Here is an 18,178-nt window from a genome sequence, read left to right as displayed (position 1 = left end):
CGGACGGTTTGCCGTGGAAACGCCGGAACCTGGAATCTCTTCTCCAACGTCTCGACGTGAGTTACGTTGAATGCCATTGTCATGCGGTGGTGGAGGTGGGTTCGTGCGGCGAACGAAGATAGCTGTTGCGGTGCTGGCCTTTGCGACCGCGCTGATGACTCCCATGCTGGCCGATCCGGCCACGGCATCGGCGGCGCGGATCGATCGGATCGATGAACTGAGCTCGACGCGCTCGGCGCTGTTCATCGAATCGCCGTCGATGGATCGGATCATCCAAGTCCAGGTTCTGCATCCGGCGGATGGCGGCTCGCACCCGTCCTTCTACCTGCTGGACGGCCTCGATCCCGGCATCAACCAGAGCACCTGGACCAATGCCACCGACGCCGAATCCTTCTTCAGGGGCAAGAGCGTCAATGTGGTGCTGCCGGTGGGCGGACAGGCCAGCTACTACACCGACTGGCAGCGCGACGATCCCAAATTCGGCCGCTACCAGTGGGAAACATTCCTGACCGAGGAACTGCCGCCGATCATCGACGCCAGATACGGCAATGGCGTCAATGCCATCGGCGGCCTGTCCATGGGCGGCAATGCCGCCTTCATCCTTGCCGCCCGCCATCCCGAGTTGTATCGGGCGATCGCGGGCTACAGCGCCTGTCCCGACACCACCCTCGCCATGGGCGCGGTGATGTTCTCCATCGCCAACCGCGGCGGCAATCCGGTGAATATGTGGGGCGGTCCCGGCAGTTCGGCGTGGGCCGAGCACGATGCGGCGGCGCTCGCGGATCGCTTGCGCGGCAAGGCGATATACCTCTCCACCGGCACCGGCATACCTGGTCCGCACGAGGCCGAGGTCAAACCTCAACTGGGCGAGAACATCGTCCTCGGCGGCCCGGTCGAGGTCGTCGTCAACACCTGCGTCATCTCATTCGAACAGCGGCTGCGCTCCCTCGGCATCCCGGCCGAGATCGAATACAGCCCAACCGGAACCCACTCCTGGTCGTACTGGCAGGACACTCTGCACGCCTCCTGGCCGACCATCGGTCCGGCGATCGGAGCCTGAGGTCAGGCCCGCAGCACGCGGACAACGGCGAATACCACGACGATCGCGGCCAGCAAGACCGTGCCGAGGATGACGATGCCCGCGGGCACGCCGAACAGTTCCACATCCTCGGTTCGGTAGATCGTCTGGTAGACCTCCGCGTCGCTGGTATCGGCCTCGAAGGCGAAGTCGGAGCGGATATCCGCGGGGCTATCGATCGAAATCCGCAGTTCGGTCAGGTAGTCCCGGCCATTCGTGGTCACCGGCGCGAGTTCTGGATCCGATGTGGCGACCCGACCCGCGAAATCGACGTGCACACTCTGGGCGGCGGCATCGGGATCGGAGCGTCGCACGCGATGCTCGCTCAGCGCGTAAAGATGCACATACTGGGCCTTTTCGGCGGCGCTCGACATGCGCATCGGATACACGAACCGATCCGAATCGAAGGTCAGGCGCACCGGGTCTAGTGCGCCATCGAGGGGTTGGGCGCTGGTGAGCCGCATCGCGACGAAGGACCAGCCCTCACGCAGATACGGTTCGAGGGTGCTGACCACCTCGGGACGCATCTCGTAACCGTTGTCGCTCAGCCACTTTCGAATACCATCCAGATTGCCGCCGGACAGGGTGGTTGCTTCGAGCGGGCCGAGTTGCACGCGGTCGAGGACGGTCGGGCCGCCGCCACCGGCAGCGCTCATAGCGCCCTCGCCCGCGGCGTCAGCACTCGAACCGAACCATCGGCGCTGGGTGACCACCTTTGGCGCGGTCAAGTTCGCCAGTTCGGTGAAGGTCGTGGCGGAGCCACCCGCGACGGTGGCCGGTTTCGGTGTCGGCACGATCAGCGCCGCTCGAGCGGTACCGGATTTCAGCGCGAGCCGCATGAGCACCGTCTCGCGCCGCCCGTCCCAGCTGACCAGCGCCGTCTCCTCGCGCACCGATGTCGGGTGACCCGGCGGATTCGCCATCCCGCCGCACGCGCACGCCGAAGCCGGTGCGAGCGCGCCGATTCCGGCCGCGGCGAACAGCATTCCGATGACGGCCAGCAGGTGAACAGCGCGCATGGCCGCGAGCCTACTGGGCTGCGCGGCCGCGCCCGGGGACCGTCAGGCGCACCGCGTTTCGCGAAACTCCCAGCTCGGATAGTCGCTGTATCCCGCGGCATCGCGCCCGTACAGCAACTCCTCACGAATCGAAGCCAGCGGCAGATCGTAGGTAATCCGTTCCACCAGATCGGGATTGGCGATGAAAGCGCGCCCGAACGACACCAGATCGGCCAGCCCCCGCTGCAGCACCGCCTCGGCCTCGACCGCACTGGTCGGCTTACGGTTCTCACCGATATTCGCGATGAGCGTGCCGTGCCAGCGCGGCCGCAGATCGGCGAGGGCGGGATAGTCGTCGTTATCGGTCAGATGCAGATATGCCAGGTCACGGCGGTCCAGCTCGGCCACCAGCGTGCGGTACAGCGGTGCCGGATCCGCCTCGTACATATTGAACTGCGGGTTGCCCGGCGAGAGGCGAATAGCGGTCCGGTGCGATCCGACGGCACCGACGACAGCGTCGACGATGGCCAGCGGCGCGCGCATGCGGTTCTCGATCGAGCCGCCGAATTCATCGGTGCGCAGATTGGTGTTATCGGCCAGGAACTGGTGCAGCAGATAGCTATTGGCCCCGTGGATCTCGACAGCGTCGAACCCCGCCGCGATCGCATTGGCGGCAGCGGCCGCGAAATGCTCGACCACGGCGGCGATTTCGGCACGGCTGAAGGCGCCCGGTGTGATCGGATCCGCCTTGGTGCCGTCGAGCAGATGCGGTCGATCGTCGTCGACCACCGATGACGGTCCGGTAGGCCAGGATCCGTCGACCCGCGCCAGCGGATGTCCCTTCCGACCTCCGTGCATCAGCTGCGCGACGATCCGCCCGCCCGCCGCGTGCACCGCGTCGGTGACCCGCCGCCAGGCATCGACATGGCGACCCGTCTGCAGGCCGGGCACCCAGGCCTCGCTCTGCCCGGTCGAATGCGGCCAGATGCCCTCGGTCACGATCAGTCCGGCCGTGGCCCGCTGCGCGTAGTAATCGATGACGTCGGCGGTCGGCGAACCGTCCGGATGCGAACGTAACCGGGTCATCGGTGACATGACGATGCGATTGGGCAGGGCCAGAACATGGTTGCGGTATTCGCTCAAAAGCTGCATGACGGCACCATAAAACCTGACATCGATGTGAGGTCAAGTAAGCTCGAGACCGCAACGGCTGATTTCGGGGAGGCGGGACAGATATGCGCATCGGTGAGCTGGCCGAGCGGACCGGGGTGAGCGTCCGCTCCCTGCGGTATTACGAGGCCAAGGGCATGCTCGGATCCGAGCGCACCTCCGGAGGCCAGCGCGAATATCCGGAGTCGGCGGTCGCGCGGGTGCTGCGCATTCGGGAAATGTTCGCCGCGGGCATCGGCAGCGACACGGTCAGCCAGTTGCTGCCGTGTATCCACGACGAAGACGGCACGCCCAACGAACTGGCGACACCATTCCTGGTGGACAAACTGGCCGAGGAGCGCCGCCGCATCGACCAGGCCATGACCGATCTGCACCGGGCGGGCGCGGTACTCGACGACATCATCCGAGCGGCGGGCGGTGCGCAACCCGAACAGTAGGGTGGAGCCCATGGCTCTCGACAGTGGAATCGGAACGCTCGACGGTCCGGGTGATGTGACGGCCCCGGTCGCCAAGCGGGTGCGCACCGAGCGGGTGCACCACGGCGATGTCTTCATCGACGAGTACGAATGGCTCCGCGATAAGGAAAATCCCGAGGTCATCGCCTACCTCGAGGCCGAGAACGCCTACACCGAGGCGCAGACCGCGCATCTCGGCGGACTGCGGGACAAACTCTTCGACGAGATCAAGGCGCGCACCCAGGAGACCGACCTCTCGGTGCCGACCCGGACGGGCGAGTACTGGTACTACACGCGCAGCTTCGAGGGCAAGCAGTACGGCGTGCACTGCCGCTGTCCCGTCGATTTCGGGGCCGAGGGGATCGATGCGTGGACCCCGCCGCAGCTCGAGGTCGATACCGAGATTCCCGGGGAGCAGGTGCTGCTGGACAGCAACGAGCTCGCCGAGGGCCACGACTTCTTCACGCTCGGCGCGTTCTCGGTCAGCCAGGACGGCAACCTGCTCGCGTACTCGGTCGACACCAGCGGTGACGAGCGCTACCTGATGCGCTTCAAGGATCTGCGCACCGGTGCGGTGCTCCCCGACGAGATCGCGGGCACCGCACCCGGCGCGACCTGGTCGCTGGACGGCACGCACGTCTTCTATCAGACGGTCGACGAATCCTGGCGGCCCGACACCGTGTGGCGACACCGGCTCGGCACGGCCAAGGACGACGATGTCAAGGTCTTCCACGAGCCCGATGAGCGGTTCTGGGTGAGCATCGGCGCGACACGCTCGAAGAAGTATCTGATGATCTGGCTCGGTTCCAAGATCACCAGCGAGGCCTGGGTACTCGAATCCGATAATCCGGAAGGGGATTTCCGGGTCGTCCTGCCGCGGCGCGACGGTGTCGAGTACTCGGTGGACCATGCCGTGGTCGGTGGCGAAGACCGCTTCCTGATCCTGCACAACGATGTCGTGGACGGGGTGAAGGCGCAGAACTTCGTACTGGCCGAGGCCCCGGTATCGGATCCGTCGAATATGACGCTGCTGATCGGTCACCGCGACGATGTGCGGCTCGAGGATATCGATCCGTTCGCGGGTCATCTGGTGCTGAGCTATCGGCGCGAAGCCCTTCCCCGCATTGCCATTTGGCCGCTGACCGAATCCGGCTACGGCGAACGGCGCGAACTCGAATTCGATCTGGAACTCTTCGCGGTCGGTTCGGTCCGCAATCCGGAGTGGCAGCAGCCGACGCTGCGCATCGGGCTGACCTCGTTCATCACACCGATGCAGGTCTTCGACTATGTCCCGGCCACCGGTGAGTTGCTGCTGCGCAAGGAGCAGCCGGTGCTCGGCGGCTATGACGCGAACGACTATGAGCAGGACCGGGATTGGGCGATCGCCGCGGACGGCACCCGGATTCCGATCTCGCTGGTGCGGAAGAAGGGTCTGCCCGCGGGCCCGAAACCGCTGCTGCTGTACGGATATGGCTCTTACGAGACCCCGATCGATCCCGGATTCTCGGTATCGCGGCTCTCGCTGCTCGACCGCGGCATGGTGTTCGCGGTGGCGCATGTGCGCGGCGGCGGTGAAATGGGTCGGCTCTGGTACGAGCACGGCAAGACGCTCACCAAGAAGAACACCTTCACCGACTTCATCTCCTGTGCAAGGCATCTCATCGATACCGGGGTCACCTCGGCGGACCGGTTGGTCGCCGATGGCGGCAGTGCGGGCGGTCTGCTGATGGGTGCGGTGGCGAATCTGGCGCCCGAGCTGTTCACCGGAATTCTGACCAACGTGCCGTTCGTGGACCCGCTCACCTCGATCCTCGACCCGTCGCTGCCGCTCACCGTCATCGAATGGGACGAGTGGGGAAATCCGTTGGCGGACAAGGATGTCTACGACTACATCAAGTCCTACGCCCCCTACGAGAACATCGAAGCCAAGGACTACCCGGCCATCCTGGCCGTCACCGGCATCAACGACACCCGCGTGCTCTATGTCGAACCCGCCAAATGGGTCGCCAAACTGCGCGCGACCAAGACCGGTGACACACCGCTGCTGCTCAAGACCGAAATGAGTGCTGGCCACGGCGGCGTCAGCGGCCGCTACGAGCAGTGGAAGGAAGTCGCCTTCGAAAACGCCTGGCTCCTGGACACTCTCGGCCTGGCCGACGCCTAGGTTCGGTGAGCGGCCGGTCCACCCGGCCGCGCACCAGCGGGTACCAATAGTTTGCCGAGCAGGGTCGTGAGCTGGCGGCGCTCGGCGGCGGTCAGTGCCGCGAAGGTCGCATCGAGGTAGGCCGGGATCGCGGCCTCAGCCTCGCGGAGTCGTTCGCGGCCCATATCGGTGATGGTCACCGCATAGGAACGCCGGTCGCGCGGATTGCGTTCGCGCCGTACAAAATCCGACTTCTCCAGGTCATCGCAGACACTGACCATGACACTGCGATCGATCCGCAATTCCTCGCTCAGCGTCTGCTGCGAGCACGCGCCGACGGCATCGAGCATCTTCAATACCAATTGCTGTCCAACACCCAAACCCTGTGTCGCGGCGTGGGTTTCGCCTGCTCTGGCGACGAAGGTCGACGCACGGCACAGCGCGATATCGGGCCGCTCGGCGGCGAGCCGCGGAAAGTAGGTCGGTTTGGTCATGGTCCCTCGCTGTCGGTGTCGCCAGCCTATCATTAATCGTCTGCTGGACAATCGTTTGACAGCAGATGATTTGTGGCCATACGGTCTGAGTGATCGCAGGAATCGGCCCGAGGAGTACCCGATGACAACGCTGGATCTGACCCCGGACGAGTTGCTGTCCACGACCCGAGCCGTGCGCAAACGCCTGGATTTCGACCGTCCGGTGCCACGCGAGTTGATCGAGGAGTGCATCGACCTCGCGACCCAGGCGCCGACCGGACGCAATCGACAGCGCTGGCACTTCATCGTCGTCACCGATCGGGCCCGGCGTCGAGTGGTCGGGGACATCTTCCGGCGCGCGCTCACCGTCGGAACCGGACAGCCGCTGACCGCCGATGACGTCTGGCGCATGAACTATGCCCCGCATTCGACCGAGCGGGTCTTCGACGGTCTGCGCTATCTCGCCGACAATATCCATCGTGTTCCGGCCATGGTGATTCCGGCCATCGAGGGACGGACCGATCGCGCCTCGGTCGAGATCCAGTCGGGCGCTTGGGGTTCCATTCTGCCCGCGGTGTGGAGCTTCATGCTCGCCGCGCGGGCCCGCGGACTCGGCACCACCTGGACCAGTGCGCAGGGTCCGCTGGAGCGCGAACTCGCTGCGGCACTGGGTATTCCGTATGAGAAGGTGATGCTCGCGGCATTCATTCCGCTGGCCTACACCCTCGGCACCGACTTCAAACCCGCCGTGCGGGTACCGAGGGAGCGGGTATTGCACTGGGAGCGGTGGTAGATCAGAGGCCGCAGGTGCGCATGTTTTCCAGGAACGTCGCACGATCGCTGTCGCGGTATTGTTCGATTCCCTGATATGCGCCGTTCGCGTCCATGATCGTGATGTAGGCGTCGGCGATCTGATCCGGAGTCGCATCGGGTGTGCGGCTGCGCACCTGGTTGACGAAACCCTGTGTCGCAGTGCAGGTTTCGTCTTGACTGAAGATCTGGGGGTCGCCAGGGTCGGCTAGGGCGGTGGCCGGGGCGATGAGCAGGAGTGGAACTGACAGAGCGCTGAGCAGGGCTGTCTTCACGCCGGAGATCTTAGGGTAGATGTGCTGTGGGTGTGGCGCAGTGTTCGTCGGCGGGTCATCCGCCCTGCATGTCGAGTACATCTGCGGCTGGCACCGTGAGGTCATGAACGCTGAGCTGATCGTGTCGATTTCCGGGATCCGGGACACCACGCGGGACGCGGCTATCGAATTCGCGGCCGAAATGGATCGTCGCGATGTGCGGCTTTCGCTACTGGTCGCGCCCCGGTTGAAGGGCGGCTACCGGCTGGTGGAAGATCCGGCGACGCAGGCATGGCTGCGTCGTCGGCGCGCCCGCGGCGATGCGATCGTGTTGCACGGCTACGACCAGGCGGCGACCAAGCGGCGCCGAGCCGAATTCGCCACCCTGCCACGGCACGAGGCGCGGCTGCGGCTGACCGCGGCGGATCGAGTGCTCGAGCAGGTGGAATTGCGCACCCGGCTGTTCGCGGCCCCGCGCTGGGATGCCTCGGCGGGCGCCATCGAGGCGCTGCCCGAGGCCGGTTTCCGGCTCGCGCTCGGGTTGACCTCGATTCTCGATCTCGAGCGCAATATCGCCCAGAAGGCGCGCGTCTACGGCATGGGCGAGGGTTTCCGTGCCGAGCCGTGGTGGTGTCGCGCGCTGGTGCTCGGTGCGGCCAGGACCGCACGTCGCGGCGGTGTGCTGCGCCTGGCCGTTTCCGCGGCTCAGCTCGGTCGCTCCGGTCCGCGGCAGGCGATGCTCGACGCGGTCGATCTCGCGCTGTTCCACGGTGCGGCCAGCGAGGTGTACCGCTGGGAGCAGTTCGCCGCCGTCAAGGCGGCCTGATCAGGTCCGCCGGGAACGTGCAGGGGTGTGGTCGGCACCGCCGCACGAGGCGCCGCCGCCCGTAATGGCGTGATCGGGCGGCGGCGCGCGGCGTAATCGACTCTGCACCAGCACTATTCGGCGGCTGAGGGCCGGACGGGCCGCGCCTTCTTACTCGGCACCGCCGCGGTCGCGTTGTGCGTGAATCCGCCCGCTTCCTCTTGGGTGAGCGGTTTGGCCTGTGGATGCTTCTCCAGTTGCGCCATACCGCGCGCGATATCGGCGAGCAGTAGGTCTGCCATATCGATGCTGAACCCGTGCCGGACCAGCGCGCGCATGATCGTCTCGTTCTCCCGGTCGGCGGGCAACGGATACGCGGCGATCAGCCAACCCCTGGTCCGCAGCCGATCCGACAGTTCGTAGAGATTGAAGCCGACATCCTCGGTCAGCCGCCAGGACACCGCCGCGATGCCTCGATGTGGATTGCCGCCGTGGATAATCTCGAACGGACCGAGTTTCAGCAGGCCATCGGCCAGATGCTGGGCGACGTGGTAGAGCTGGGACTGCAACCGGGTGTACCCGGTGTGGCCGAGCCGGATGAATTCGTAGTACGAGGTGATCACCTGCCCGCCGGGGCGGGAGAAGTTGAGATTGAAGGTGGCCATGCTGCCACCGAGGTAATCCACATTGAAGATCAGCTCCTCGGGCAGATCGGCGGCCTCGCGCCAGATCGCCCAGCCCGAGCCGAGCGGCGCGAGCCCGGTCTTGTGGCCGGAGGCATTGATGGATTTGACCCGGGACAGCCGGAAATCCCAGATCAGATCCGGTGCGGTGAACGGCGCGAGGAATCCGCCGCTGGCGGCGTCGACATGGATCGGGATATCCAGGCCGCTGACCTCCTGTAGTCGGTCCAGTGCCCGACTTATCCCGGCGACATCCTCGAACAGGCCGGTGTAGGTCTGTCCGAAGGTCGGCACCACCATGATGGTGTTCGCGTCGCAGTAGGCGGTCACATCGTCGGGATGCATGGTCAGCCGGTCCCCACGCAGCGGAATCCGGCGTATCTCCACATCGAAATAGCGCGCGAACTTTTCCCAGCACACCTGCACCGGACCGCAGACGAAATTCGGGGTGCCGCCGCTAGCGACTGCTCGCGGGTGGCTCGAAACGGCACTGCCGCCACGTTTGCGCCAGCGGAATTTGGCGGCCAGACCGCCGAGCATCGCAGCCTCACTCGAGCCGGTGGTCGAGGTGCCGTGCGTGCCCGCCGGATCCGGCGCATGCCACAGGTCTGCGACCATCCGCACGCAGCGACGCTCCAATTCGGCGGTCTGTGGGTATTCGTCCTTGTCGACGATGTTCTTGTCCAGGGATTCGTTCATCAGCCTGCGCGCCTGGTCGTCCACCCAGGTGGTGCAGAACGTCGCCAGATTCATCCGGGAGACGCCGTCGAGCATCAGCTCGTCGTGCACGATCTCGTAGGCGACCTGCGGGAACAACTCGTTTGTCGGAAATCCGGCCTTCGGTGCCGACCGGCGCAGGCCCGGTAGGGCGAATAGGTCGTCGGGCTCCAGTCCTTCTGTCATCGAACCGCCTCCGAACATGGCTCGCGTGATGGTTGCGAAACAGCGGTAACCAGCGTCGACGTATCAGCATGTCATAGCGGCGGTCGGATTTTCGGGGTTCCGATCCGGACGACACAGACCGATCGGTCGGCTGAGTTCTCCCGTATGCACCGAGCGGTTCATGCCAGAGTGGGCGGGCGGCGCGTCCTCGGCCGCTTCTCTGTGCTGGATCGGATCGGAAATGAGGTTCGCAGATGATCGACGACTCCCGCATCGCGGCGCTGCGCCAGCGGGTGGCCGCGCTGATGCCGCAGGCGAAAACCGATCTCACCCAACTGGTTTCGTTCAAGTCGGTGGCCGATCCCCGGCAGTTCCCGCCGGAGGAGTGCGACCGGACCGCGCAGTGGGTGGCCGACGCGTTCGCCGGGGCGGGGCTGACCAAGGTGGGACTGCACGAAACTCCCGACGGCAGTAAGGCCGTCATCGCCTCGCGTCCCGCACTGCACGGTGCGCCGACGGTATTGCTCTACTGCCACTACGACGTGCAGCCGCCGCTCGACGACGATGCCTGGCGCACCCCGGTCTGGGAGCTCACCGAGAAGGACGGCCGGTGGTACGGGCGCGGCAGTGCCGACTGCAAAGGCAATATCGTGATGCACCTGACCGCGCTGCGGGCACTGGGCGCGGATCTGCCGCTCGGGGTCACGCTGGTCGCGGAGGGTTCCGAGGAGCAGGGCACCGGAGGGCTCGAACAATTCGTCGAGGCCAATCCGGATCTTTTGCGCGCCGATGCGATTCTGATCGGCGACTGCGGCAATTTCGCGAACGGGATGCCGACCTTGACCGAGTCCCTGCGCGGCAATGTGAATGTGGTCGTCACCATCGAAACCCTCGCCGGGCCAATGCATTCCGGTATGTTCGGCGGTCCGGCTCCGGATGCGCTGGCCGCCCTCATCCACTTGCTCGCCTCCTTGCGCGACGACCACGGCAACACCACCGTTGCCGGTCTGCGCAACGATCAGCGCTGGACCGGTGTGCAGTACCTGGAAGACCAATTCCGTGCTGACGCAGGCGTACTCGGCGGCGTCGAACTCACCGGTGACGGCACCGTCGCCGATATGCTCTGGGCGCGACCGGCTTTGACGGTGCTCGGCATCGACGCACCGAAGGTGGTCGGTTCATCGGCGGCCATCCAGCCCGCCGCGCGGGCCCGGCTCAACCTGCGCATTCCGCCGGGCACCGAGCCCGGCCAGGCGCTGGAACTGCTGACCGCACACCTGCACGCGCATACGCCGTGGCGCGCGAAACTCACCGTGGAATCCGAGGGGACCGGCGCGCCGTTCCGGTCGGCCACGGGCGGTCCCGCCCGCACCGCGATGGAAGCCGCACTCACCGCCGCATATGGCCGCGCGACCACCACCCAGGGCCAGGGCGGCTCGATCCCGCTGTGCAATGTCTTCGCCGACACCTACCCGGACGCCGAGATCATGCTGCTGGGCGTCGAAGAGCCCAAATGCCTGATCCACGCCCCCAACGAGAGCGTCGACCCCGCCGAAATCGAACACATGGCCCTCGCCGAAGCCCTTTTTCTCGCCACCTACGCCGAACAGGACGGCTGAGAGCGAGCTGGACGCCCGATCACCATGTATCAGTGGCGGACCCCTCTCGCGACAGATACATGGTGATCAACCCTCCAGGGATTAGAGGTCTCGGTGGGTTTCGGGGGTGATTACGGTGAATTCTGTTGTGGTGTGGGCCATTTCGGCTAGGCGGCCGAAGTAGATGCCTTGGGCTTCGGGTTGGATGATGCCGAAGTGGATGGGGAAGGCGGTGCGGGGGGCGACGGCGCGCAGGTAGTCGACGGCCTCGCTGATGCGCATCCACGGTGCGGATGCGGGGATGGCGAGGACGCCGACTTCGACCGGGGGCACCCAGAGCGAGTCGCCGGGGTGCACGAGTTGGGCCGGGTCGTCCGGGGTGCCGAGTTGGAAGACGGTGTTATCGATCACCGGGATCTCCGGGTGGATTACCGCATGCCTGCCGCCGCCTCCGGTGATCTGGAGATCGCCGAGGGTGATCACATTGCCCGCGTGCACCGCCTCCCACGGTTCGCCGCGCTGCTGAGCGGTCTGCGGATCGCTGAACAGGCGCGCGTTCGGGTTGTTGTCGAGCAGCGCCTCGATCCGACTCGGATCGATATGGTCGGGATGCTGGTGGGTCACCGCGATGGCGTCCAGGCCGGTAATGCCTTCGAAGCCGTGTGAGAAGGTGCCCGGATCGAACAGCACCTTCTTGCCGTGCAATTCGACGAGGATGCAGGAGTGGCCGAAGTGGGCTATGCGCATGGGGCCATGCTATTTGACTCGACCCCGACCGACGCTCGGACAACCTGGACAACTACGCTGCTCAGGTAACCCCAACACCACCTGAGGAGCAACGCGTGGCACGAGTCGTGGTCGAGGTGATGCCGAAGGCCGAGATCCTGGATCCGCAGGGTCAGGCCATCGCCGGCGCGCTCCCGCGCCTGGGATTCGCCGGAGTGTCGGATGTGCGGCAGGGCAAGCGATTCGAACTCGATGTCGATGACAGTGTCAGCGACGCGGAGCTCGAACAGATCGCCGAGGCGCTGCTCGCCAACACCGTGATCGAGGACTGGAAGGTCGTGCGGGTCTCATGACTGCACGGATCGGGGTCATTACCTTTCCGGGCACGCTCGATGATGTCGACGCCGCTCGGGCGGTCAAGCTGGCGGGCGCGGAGGCGGTCAGCCTGTGGCATGCCGATGCCGATCTGAAGCAGGTCGACGCGGTGGTTGTGCCCGGCGGCTTCTCCTACGGCGACTACCTGCGCGCCGGTGCCATCGCCCGGTTCGCCCCGGTGATGGGTGAGGTCGTCAAGGCGGCGGGTAAGGGTTTGCCGATCCTGGGTATCTGCAACGGTTTCCAGGTGTTGTGCGAGGCGGGTCTGCTGCCCGGTGCGCTGACCCGCAACGAGGGGCTGCACTTCGTCTGCCGTGACGAATGGCTGCGCGTCGAAACCGCGAATACCGCATGGACCTCACGTTTCGAGCCCGGTGCCCAGATCCTCATCCCGGTCAAGAACGCCGAGGGGCGCTACCAGGCGTCCGATCGTGTACTCGACGAACTCGAGGGCGAGGGCCGAGTGGTCTTCCGTTACGCGGGCGACAATCCGAACGGCTCCCAGCGCGATATCGCGGGCATCTCCTCGGCCGATGGCCGGATCGTCGGCCTGATGCCGCATCCCGAACACGCCACCGAACCGCTGACCGGCCCGAGCGATGACGGCCTCGGCCTGTTCCTCTCGGTACTCGACACTCTGGTCGCGGCTTCGTAGCCCATAGCATCTCGTGATTGACACTTACGAGCGACCTGCAAGCAAGTCGCTAACGGCTCGTCGAGACTCGCGCCTGCGGCGCATGCGCTTCGACGGCTCGGACGCGTGAACGGACGCTCGCGCTCCGTCGTAATCACCGTGTCAGGCAACTGATCTCAGGTGATCCGGGCGATGATGTCGAAATCGACGCCGTCGGCCAGCGCGATGTAGCCGTGCTGCTGGGCTTGGTTTCCGACGAAACTTCGGGAACCGCCAGGTGTTTCGAGTTGCACACCCCGGTCCAGCGCCGCGTGTACGTCGGGTACGTCCAGTGATCCGACCGTCTCGCCGATCGCGCGCAGGGTGTGGATCGCCTCGTAGCTCATATTGCTGAAGCTGGTCAGTGCGGGTGCGAAGCTGCCGTGTAGTCGGCGGTAGCGGGCCAGCCGGTCGCGGCCGTCGTCGGTGCGCGGGTCCACGAAGAAGCTGGATGCCACGTAGAAGTTGTGGTTGGCATCGGGACCGGCGGTCAGCAGCACGTTTTCGTCGGCGGCGGGGCTTATGCGCAGCAGCGTGTCGGCGCGTCCGGTGGCGGCGAACTGCCGGTTGAAGCGGGAGACATCCGCGCCGACCATCAGGATGATGACGGCATCGGCCTGGTCCAATGCGGGATGGTCGAGGAATTCGCTGAAGTCCGGTGCGCCGAGCGGTACGAATCGCTCCAGCACGATGGCGCTCGGATCGGCCAGGCTGCGGCGCACCGCCTTGGCCGATTCGCGCGGCCAGATGTAGTCGTTGCCGATGATCGCCCAGCGTCGCACACCGTGTTCGCGCTCCAGCCAGTGCACGGCGGGCAGGGTCTGGCCCGCCGGATGTTCGCCGAGCATCAGCACCCCGGGTAGCTCATTGGTGAGTCCCTCGTGTCCGGTGGCGAAAAGATAGGGCACCCGACTGGCATTGGCGCGTGCGACCGCCAATCGCACCGCGGAGGTGTGCCAGCCGGTGATCGCGTGCACCATCCCGGTGGCGAGCAGTGCGGAAACCTCGTCGGCGACCTCGCGCGGATTCCGGCCGCCATCGATATTCGTAGTACGAATTTCGCGGCCGAGAAAACCGGTCCCAGCATTGATTTCGCCGACCGCGAGGGAAATCGCCGCATCGCACGAGGCCGCAACGATACCGCCCGGTCCCTGCATCGGAACTATGTTCAGGATCTCGATCGTGCCGTCTGGGCTCTCGCCGAACGCTGACATTCGGTACTCTTCTTCTCGTTCGAGCGAAATTCATGGCAGGCAGGAAATAATGACGACCATTGTAAGCGGATATTCCACGCTGCATGGTGCGCTGCGTGCCGCGGAACGGCGTTGGCTGGATCATCTCGACGCCGCCCTGTGCGCCAGGCAACTGACGGCCGATCAATGGTCGATGCTGTCGAATCTGTCCACCGAGTTCGGGGTCACCATGAGTGAGCTCGCGGCCAGGTCACAGCTACCGCCGTCCTCGGCGACCAGGCATGCCGACGCGCTCGCCGAACGCGGCCTGATCTTCCGGGTGGCCGCCGAGGACGACCGCCGCCGCATCCTGATCGGGCTGAGCAGGCTCGGTTCGGATCTGGTCGACGCGGTGCGCGCCGAGGAGGAACGCGTGGAGCAGGAGTTGCGCTCGCGTATCGGTGCGCGGCGTTACGCCGAGCTGATGCGTTCGCTCGAACTCGTTTCCGCGGAGTAGTTCAAATTGGCACTGGGGTAGTCGTCGGATGAATTAATCCCATGAATGTTCGATTGCGCTGTCTGGACGCGCAATTCCATCCATTCGGTTATGTTCCGAATAGACCTCATTATGGTGTTCGAATATTCGACCATAGCCGCAAGACGAGACCGAGTTGCTCCATCGCGGTGGTGGTTCCGGCGACGAAACCAGTCCTTGCCGATGTATGCGCCCGCAACACGGTTCTCGGTGGATCGGCGGCACTTCGACCGCCACCGTTCCTTACAGGTTGTTGAACCGGGAGCCATGCGCCCGCTGCGTACTGGATAACGGACGGCTTGCTCGACTTCCATCGAACCTGGAGCAACGACCCGCTCGAGGCGAAGGAGCAGCGTGCGGGATCTCTTCGAGATCGAGCCGATCGGATCCTGGCGCGGCGTCTGCATAGGATCGCAGGCATGCCCGTTTCCACTACCGCTGCCACGGCCGCCGGGTTGTGCGCCTTCATCGACGATTCACCGTCGCCGTTCCACGTATGCCGGACGGTCGCGCGGGAACTGGACGCCAACGGCTTCACCCCGCTCGCGGAGTCGGCGCCGTGGCCCGCGGATGGGCCGAGCCGCCACTACGTCGTGCGCGGCGGTTCGCTTGTCGCGTGGGCGACGGCCGATGCCGCGGGTGTGACGCCGTTCCGGGTGGTCGGTGCGCACACCGACAGTCCGAACCTGCGGGTGAAGCAGTATCCGGATCTGGCCGCGGTGGGTTGGCAGCTGGTCGGGTTGGAGCCCTACGGCGGCGCCTGGCTGAATTCCTGGCTGGACCGGGAACTCGGCATCTCGGGGCGGCTCAGCGTGCGCGACGGAAATGTGGTGCGCGACCAGCTGATTCGCATCGATGAACCGATCTTGCGGGTGCCGCAGTTGGCCATCCACCTCTCGGAGGATCGCCGCGGCGTCACGCTGGATCCGCAGCGGCACGTCAATGCGATCTGGGGTCTTGGTGCGCGGCCGCGCTCATTTCTCGATTTCGTCGCCGAATATGCCGAGGTCGATCCGCAGTCGGTGCTCGGCTGGGAGCTGATGACCCACGATCTCGCGCCGAGCAGGTTGGTCGGCCGGGACCGCGATCTGGTGAGCGCGCCGCGCCTGGACAATCAGGGCACCTGCTATGCCGGATTGAGCGCCTTCCTGGCGGCGATCGAGGAACCCGGTGCGGCCATTCCGGTGCTGGCGATGTTCGATCACGAGGAGGTCGGCAGCCAGTCCGATCGCGGCGCGCAATCCGATCTGCTGCCCACGGTGCTCGAGCGCATCGTGCTCGCACGTGGCGGCGGCCGCGCCGAATACCTGGCCGCACTGTCCGGATCCGTCTGCGCCTCCGGCGATATGGCGCACGCGACCCATCCCAACTACCCGGATCGGCACGAGCCCGCACACCGCATCGAGGTCAACGGCGGCCCGGTGCTCAAGGTCAACCAGAACCTGCGCTACGCCACCGACGCAGCGGGTGCGGGTGCCTTCGCCCTGGCCTGCGCCCAAGCCGAGGTCCCCCTGCAACGCTACGTGCACCGCGCCGATCTCCCCTGCGGCTCCACCATCGGCCCGATGACCGCCGCGCGCACCGGCATGCCAACCGTCGATGTCGGTGCCGCGCAACTCGCGATGCATTCGGCCCGCGAAATCATGGGCGCAGAAGACGTTTCGTCCTATGCCGCCGCCCTGGCCGCCTTCCTGACCCCCGCACCACTCGACGGGTAGGGACCCGCGGTTCCGCACACCCCGGGTGCAGCACGCCGAATCGGCTGACGAGTCCGGTGGGGGCTCGTGCACAAGCAGCGGGCATGTCGCATAGCTAATACCCTGTGCGAGGGGCTCACTCGCTATGCGACAGCTCAGGGAAAGGGCGATCGCGATCAGGCTGCGGCGCTGGTCTTCTCGGGTACCGCGCTGTGCGTCGGGTGGTAGGCGATGACGGCGACCACGAATACACCGAAGGTGGCGAGGACGTAACTGCTGCCGATGATCTGTTGCCACCAGGCCCAGCCGAGTTCCAGGTCCTTCGAATGGGGCAGCAGCCATTGGGGGCCGATCATGAACAGCACGGTGAAGGCGGCGACGGTGCCGATGACCCGGCGGTCGCGGGTGCCGCGGGCGATGGCGTCGGCGGCGACCAGAATGGCCGGGGCGATCCAAACCCAGTGGTGCGACCAGGAAACCGGGGACACCAGCAAGACGGCGGCAGCGTTCACCATCAGGGCGGCGACCTGCTGTCCCGCTTCGAGTAGCCGGTGCATCCATACCGCCGCCATGGCAATCGCGATGAGCGACAGCGTGATCCAGATCATGGTGGCCAGCGAATCGGAGACGCCGAGGCGGAAGGCCATGCCCTTGATCGACTGATTGCCCGCGAAGTAGGGCGGGCCGATGCGGCCGGTATCGGCAAGGGTGTGGAACCAGTATTCGGCCGAATCGCTCGGGAACAGCAGGAATCCGAGTCCGACCGCGACGATCGCGGAGACGACCAGCGTGCCCGCCGCCTTCCAATCCCGGCGTAGCAGGAAGTACAGCAGGTATCCGGCCGGAATCAATTTCACCGAGACCGCGATGCCGATGAGCATGCCGCGCGGCCAGACCGGTTTTCGGACAAGGCAATCCATGGTGACCGCGGCCATCAGCACCAGATTGATCTGACCGAAACCGAAGGTCTGCCGGATCGGTTCGGACATCTGCGCCACCGCGACCACACCGATCACCAGCGCCAGCACGGTCCGCCGCTCGAGGGTCGGGCGCAGCCGCACGAGCACCAGCCACAGCGTGATGCCGAGGCTGAGCACCGAGGTTGCGGTAACCAGCACCTCGGCCAGCGGCAGCGGCATCAGCGCGAGCGGCGCGAAGAACAGGGCGGCCAACGGGGGATAGGTGAACGGCAGTCCGATCCCCTCGACCGGGGGCATCGGTCCGTACAACTCACCGTCGTCGAGCCAGACGCGCGCACCGTTGCGATAGACCTGGAGATCGATATATCCGTTCCACCAGTGCACCACCAGCGAGACGATGGCCGACACGGCGAACATCGCGACGGCGATCAGCAGCCAGCGCAGCTGCGGGTTCGACAATGAGAATCGCGGCGAGGTGTCCGAGTCGGCGTCGAGCCGGATGTCCTGCGTGGTGACGGGCTGCTCGGCCGGATCCGCAACCCCCGATCGATCGTTCACCGCCAAAGCGTAGCGGTTGCGAGCTCGTGCGATGTGTGCCGACCCGAGGCATCCGGGCCGGAAAACCGGCGATCCGGACGCCCGGTCGATGCGACCGGCTGGCCATCGAGGGCCACGGCTAAACTTCATGGCGAATCCCCAGCTTCGCGCTCCGGCCCGAAAGGACCCTGGTA

18 protein-coding genes are annotated in these 18,178 nt (G+C 65.7%); 10 read left to right on the top strand and 8 right to left on the bottom strand.

Annotation, left to right across the window (positions count from 1 at the left end):
* The first annotated feature begins 103 nt into the window (after positions 1-103).
* Positions 104-1,060: an alpha/beta hydrolase gene (locus ACQP1T_RS36425; RefSeq protein WP_433757507.1), complete on the top strand. Its 957-nt coding sequence runs from the start codon at positions 104-106 to the stop codon at positions 1,058-1,060.
* A 2-nt stretch (positions 1,061-1,062) separates the two neighbouring features.
* On the opposite strand, the gene ACQP1T_RS36420 is transcribed toward ACQP1T_RS36425, so the two are convergent.
* Both ACQP1T_RS36420 and ACQP1T_RS36415 read right to left on the bottom strand, forming a co-directional pair.
* Positions 1,063-2,097, bottom strand: a complete 1,035-nt coding sequence (locus ACQP1T_RS36420) for a DUF2330 domain-containing protein (RefSeq protein WP_433757506.1) — start codon at positions 2,095-2,097, stop codon at positions 1,063-1,065.
* A 42-nt stretch (positions 2,098-2,139) separates the two neighbouring features.
* The gene (locus ACQP1T_RS36415) at positions 2,140-3,228 is read right to left on the bottom strand and encodes an alkene reductase (RefSeq protein WP_433757505.1); all 1,089 of its coding nucleotides are present in this window, start codon (positions 3,226-3,228) and stop codon (positions 2,140-2,142) included.
* A gap of 83 nt (positions 3,229-3,311) precedes the next feature.
* Between ACQP1T_RS36415 and ACQP1T_RS36410 the strand changes: the two genes are divergently transcribed.
* Both ACQP1T_RS36410 and ACQP1T_RS36405 read left to right on the top strand, forming a co-directional pair.
* Positions 3,312-3,683, top strand: a complete 372-nt coding sequence (locus ACQP1T_RS36410; protein ID WP_433757504.1) for a MerR family transcriptional regulator — start codon at positions 3,312-3,314, stop codon at positions 3,681-3,683.
* Between the two features lie 10 nt (positions 3,684-3,693).
* On the top strand, positions 3,694-5,865 hold the full coding sequence (locus ACQP1T_RS36405) for a S9 family peptidase (protein ID WP_433757503.1): 2,172 nt from the start codon (positions 3,694-3,696) through the stop codon (positions 5,863-5,865).
* Here the strand turns inward: ACQP1T_RS36405 and ACQP1T_RS36400 are convergent.
* Positions 5,862-6,338 (bottom strand): MarR family winged helix-turn-helix transcriptional regulator, encoded by a 477-nt coding sequence (locus ACQP1T_RS36400; RefSeq protein WP_433757502.1) that lies wholly within the window; start codon positions 6,336-6,338, stop codon positions 5,862-5,864. The genes ACQP1T_RS36405 and ACQP1T_RS36400 overlap by 4 nt on opposite strands.
* 121 nt (positions 6,339-6,459) lie before the next feature.
* Here ACQP1T_RS36400 and ACQP1T_RS36395 point away from each other — a divergent pair, with 121 nt between their 5' ends.
* Positions 6,460-7,110, top strand: coding sequence for a nitroreductase family protein (locus ACQP1T_RS36395; protein ID WP_433757501.1), 651 nt, complete (start codon positions 6,460-6,462; stop codon positions 7,108-7,110).
* A gap of 1 nt (position 7,111) precedes the next feature.
* Here ACQP1T_RS36395 and ACQP1T_RS36390 read toward each other — a convergent pair whose 3' ends face one another.
* The gene (locus tag ACQP1T_RS36390; RefSeq protein WP_433757500.1) at positions 7,112-7,402 is read right to left on the bottom strand and encodes a hypothetical protein; all 291 of its coding nucleotides are present in this window, start codon (positions 7,400-7,402) and stop codon (positions 7,112-7,114) included.
* Between the two features lie 103 nt (positions 7,403-7,505).
* On the opposite strand from ACQP1T_RS36390, the gene ACQP1T_RS36385 reads away from it, so the two are divergent.
* Entirely contained in the window at positions 7,506-8,207 is a 702-nt protein-coding gene (locus ACQP1T_RS36385) for a DUF2334 domain-containing protein (protein ID WP_433757499.1), read from the top strand.
* Between the two features lie 113 nt (positions 8,208-8,320).
* Here ACQP1T_RS36385 and ACQP1T_RS36380 read toward each other — a convergent pair whose 3' ends face one another.
* The gene (locus tag ACQP1T_RS36380; RefSeq protein ID WP_433757498.1) at positions 8,321-9,772 is read right to left on the bottom strand and encodes a glutamate decarboxylase; all 1,452 of its coding nucleotides are present in this window, start codon (positions 9,770-9,772) and stop codon (positions 8,321-8,323) included.
* Between the two features lie 233 nt (positions 9,773-10,005).
* On the opposite strand from ACQP1T_RS36380, the gene ACQP1T_RS36375 reads away from it, so the two are divergent.
* Positions 10,006-11,370 carry a dipeptidase gene (locus ACQP1T_RS36375; protein WP_433757497.1) on the top strand — a complete coding sequence of 455 codons (1,365 nt, stop codon included), beginning with the start codon at positions 10,006-10,008 and terminating at the stop codon, positions 11,368-11,370.
* 81 nt (positions 11,371-11,451) lie between these two features.
* On the opposite strand, the gene ACQP1T_RS36370 is transcribed toward ACQP1T_RS36375, so the two are convergent.
* Positions 11,452-12,096, bottom strand: a complete 645-nt coding sequence (locus ACQP1T_RS36370; protein WP_433757496.1) for an MBL fold metallo-hydrolase — start codon at positions 12,094-12,096, stop codon at positions 11,452-11,454.
* A 95-nt stretch (positions 12,097-12,191) separates the two neighbouring features.
* Here ACQP1T_RS36370 and purS point away from each other — a divergent pair, with 95 nt between their 5' ends.
* Together purS and purQ are read left to right on the top strand one after the other, a co-directional pair.
* On the top strand, positions 12,192-12,428 hold the full coding sequence (gene purS / locus ACQP1T_RS36365) for a phosphoribosylformylglycinamidine synthase subunit PurS (protein ID WP_062988386.1): 237 nt from the start codon (positions 12,192-12,194) through the stop codon (positions 12,426-12,428).
* On the top strand, positions 12,425-13,105 hold the full coding sequence (gene purQ / locus ACQP1T_RS36360; protein ID WP_433757495.1) for a phosphoribosylformylglycinamidine synthase subunit PurQ: 681 nt from the start codon (positions 12,425-12,427) through the stop codon (positions 13,103-13,105). The genes purS and purQ overlap by 4 nt, the downstream gene beginning before the upstream one ends.
* A gap of 155 nt (positions 13,106-13,260) precedes the next feature.
* On the opposite strand, the gene ACQP1T_RS36355 is transcribed toward purQ, so the two are convergent.
* Positions 13,261-14,337: a substrate-binding domain-containing protein gene (locus ACQP1T_RS36355; RefSeq protein WP_433757494.1), complete on the bottom strand. Its 1,077-nt coding sequence runs from the start codon at positions 14,335-14,337 to the stop codon at positions 13,261-13,263.
* 49 nt (positions 14,338-14,386) lie between these two features.
* Between ACQP1T_RS36355 and ACQP1T_RS36350 the strand changes: the two genes are divergently transcribed.
* Positions 14,387-14,812, top strand: a complete 426-nt coding sequence (locus ACQP1T_RS36350; protein ID WP_433757493.1) for a MarR family winged helix-turn-helix transcriptional regulator — start codon at positions 14,387-14,389, stop codon at positions 14,810-14,812.
* Between the two features lie 437 nt (positions 14,813-15,249).
* Positions 15,250-16,548, top strand: coding sequence for a M18 family aminopeptidase (locus ACQP1T_RS36345; protein ID WP_433757492.1), 1,299 nt, complete (start codon positions 15,250-15,252; stop codon positions 16,546-16,548).
* A gap of 155 nt (positions 16,549-16,703) precedes the next feature.
* Here ACQP1T_RS36345 and ACQP1T_RS36340 read toward each other — a convergent pair whose 3' ends face one another.
* Positions 16,704-18,005 carry a glycosyltransferase 87 family protein gene (locus ACQP1T_RS36340; protein ID WP_433757491.1) on the bottom strand — a complete coding sequence of 434 codons (1,302 nt, stop codon included), beginning with the start codon at positions 18,003-18,005 and terminating at the stop codon, positions 16,704-16,706.
* Between the last annotated feature and the right edge of the window lie 173 nt (positions 18,006-18,178).

It is taken from the genome of Nocardia sp. CA-135398, assembly GCF_050955845.1.
In the GTDB taxonomy this organism is placed as follows: domain Bacteria; phylum Actinomycetota; class Actinomycetes; order Mycobacteriales; family Mycobacteriaceae; genus Nocardia.
This window is presented reverse-complemented; position numbering and strand designations above follow the sequence as displayed.

Bases quoted from the DNA above. Each gene is read 5' to 3' on its own strand.
- ACQP1T_RS36345 (WP_433757492.1), top strand. From the start codon at position 15,250: ATGCCCGTTTCCACTACCGCTGCCACGGCCGCCGGGTTGTGCGCCTTC.
- ACQP1T_RS36385 (WP_433757499.1), top strand. From the start codon at position 7,506: ATGAACGCTGAGCTGATCGTGTCGATTTCCGGGATCCGGGACACCACG.
- ACQP1T_RS36395 (WP_433757501.1), top strand. From the start codon at position 6,460: ATGACAACGCTGGATCTGACCCCGGACGAGTTGCTGTCCACGACCCGA.
- purQ (WP_433757495.1), top strand. From the start codon at position 12,425: ATGACTGCACGGATCGGGGTCATTACCTTTCCGGGCACGCTCGATGAT.
- ACQP1T_RS36350 (WP_433757493.1), top strand. From the start codon at position 14,387: ATGACGACCATTGTAAGCGGATATTCCACGCTGCATGGTGCGCTGCGT.
- ACQP1T_RS36370 (WP_433757496.1), bottom strand. From the start codon at position 12,096: ATGCGCATAGCCCACTTCGGCCACTCCTGCATCCTCGTCGAATTGCAC.
- ACQP1T_RS36400 (WP_433757502.1), bottom strand. From the start codon at position 6,338: ATGACCAAACCGACCTACTTTCCGCGGCTCGCCGCCGAGCGGCCCGAT.
- ACQP1T_RS36410 (WP_433757504.1), top strand. From the start codon at position 3,312: ATGCGCATCGGTGAGCTGGCCGAGCGGACCGGGGTGAGCGTCCGCTCC.
- ACQP1T_RS36375 (WP_433757497.1), top strand. From the start codon at position 10,006: ATGATCGACGACTCCCGCATCGCGGCGCTGCGCCAGCGGGTGGCCGCG.
- ACQP1T_RS36355 (WP_433757494.1), bottom strand. From the start codon at position 14,337: ATGTCAGCGTTCGGCGAGAGCCCAGACGGCACGATCGAGATCCTGAAC.
- ACQP1T_RS36415 (WP_433757505.1), bottom strand. From the start codon at position 3,228: ATGCAGCTTTTGAGCGAATACCGCAACCATGTTCTGGCCCTGCCCAAT.
- ACQP1T_RS36405 (WP_433757503.1), top strand. From the start codon at position 3,694: ATGGCTCTCGACAGTGGAATCGGAACGCTCGACGGTCCGGGTGATGTG.
- ACQP1T_RS36380 (WP_433757498.1), bottom strand. From the start codon at position 9,772: ATGACAGAAGGACTGGAGCCCGACGACCTATTCGCCCTACCGGGCCTG.
- ACQP1T_RS36420 (WP_433757506.1), bottom strand. From the start codon at position 2,097: ATGCGCGCTGTTCACCTGCTGGCCGTCATCGGAATGCTGTTCGCCGCG.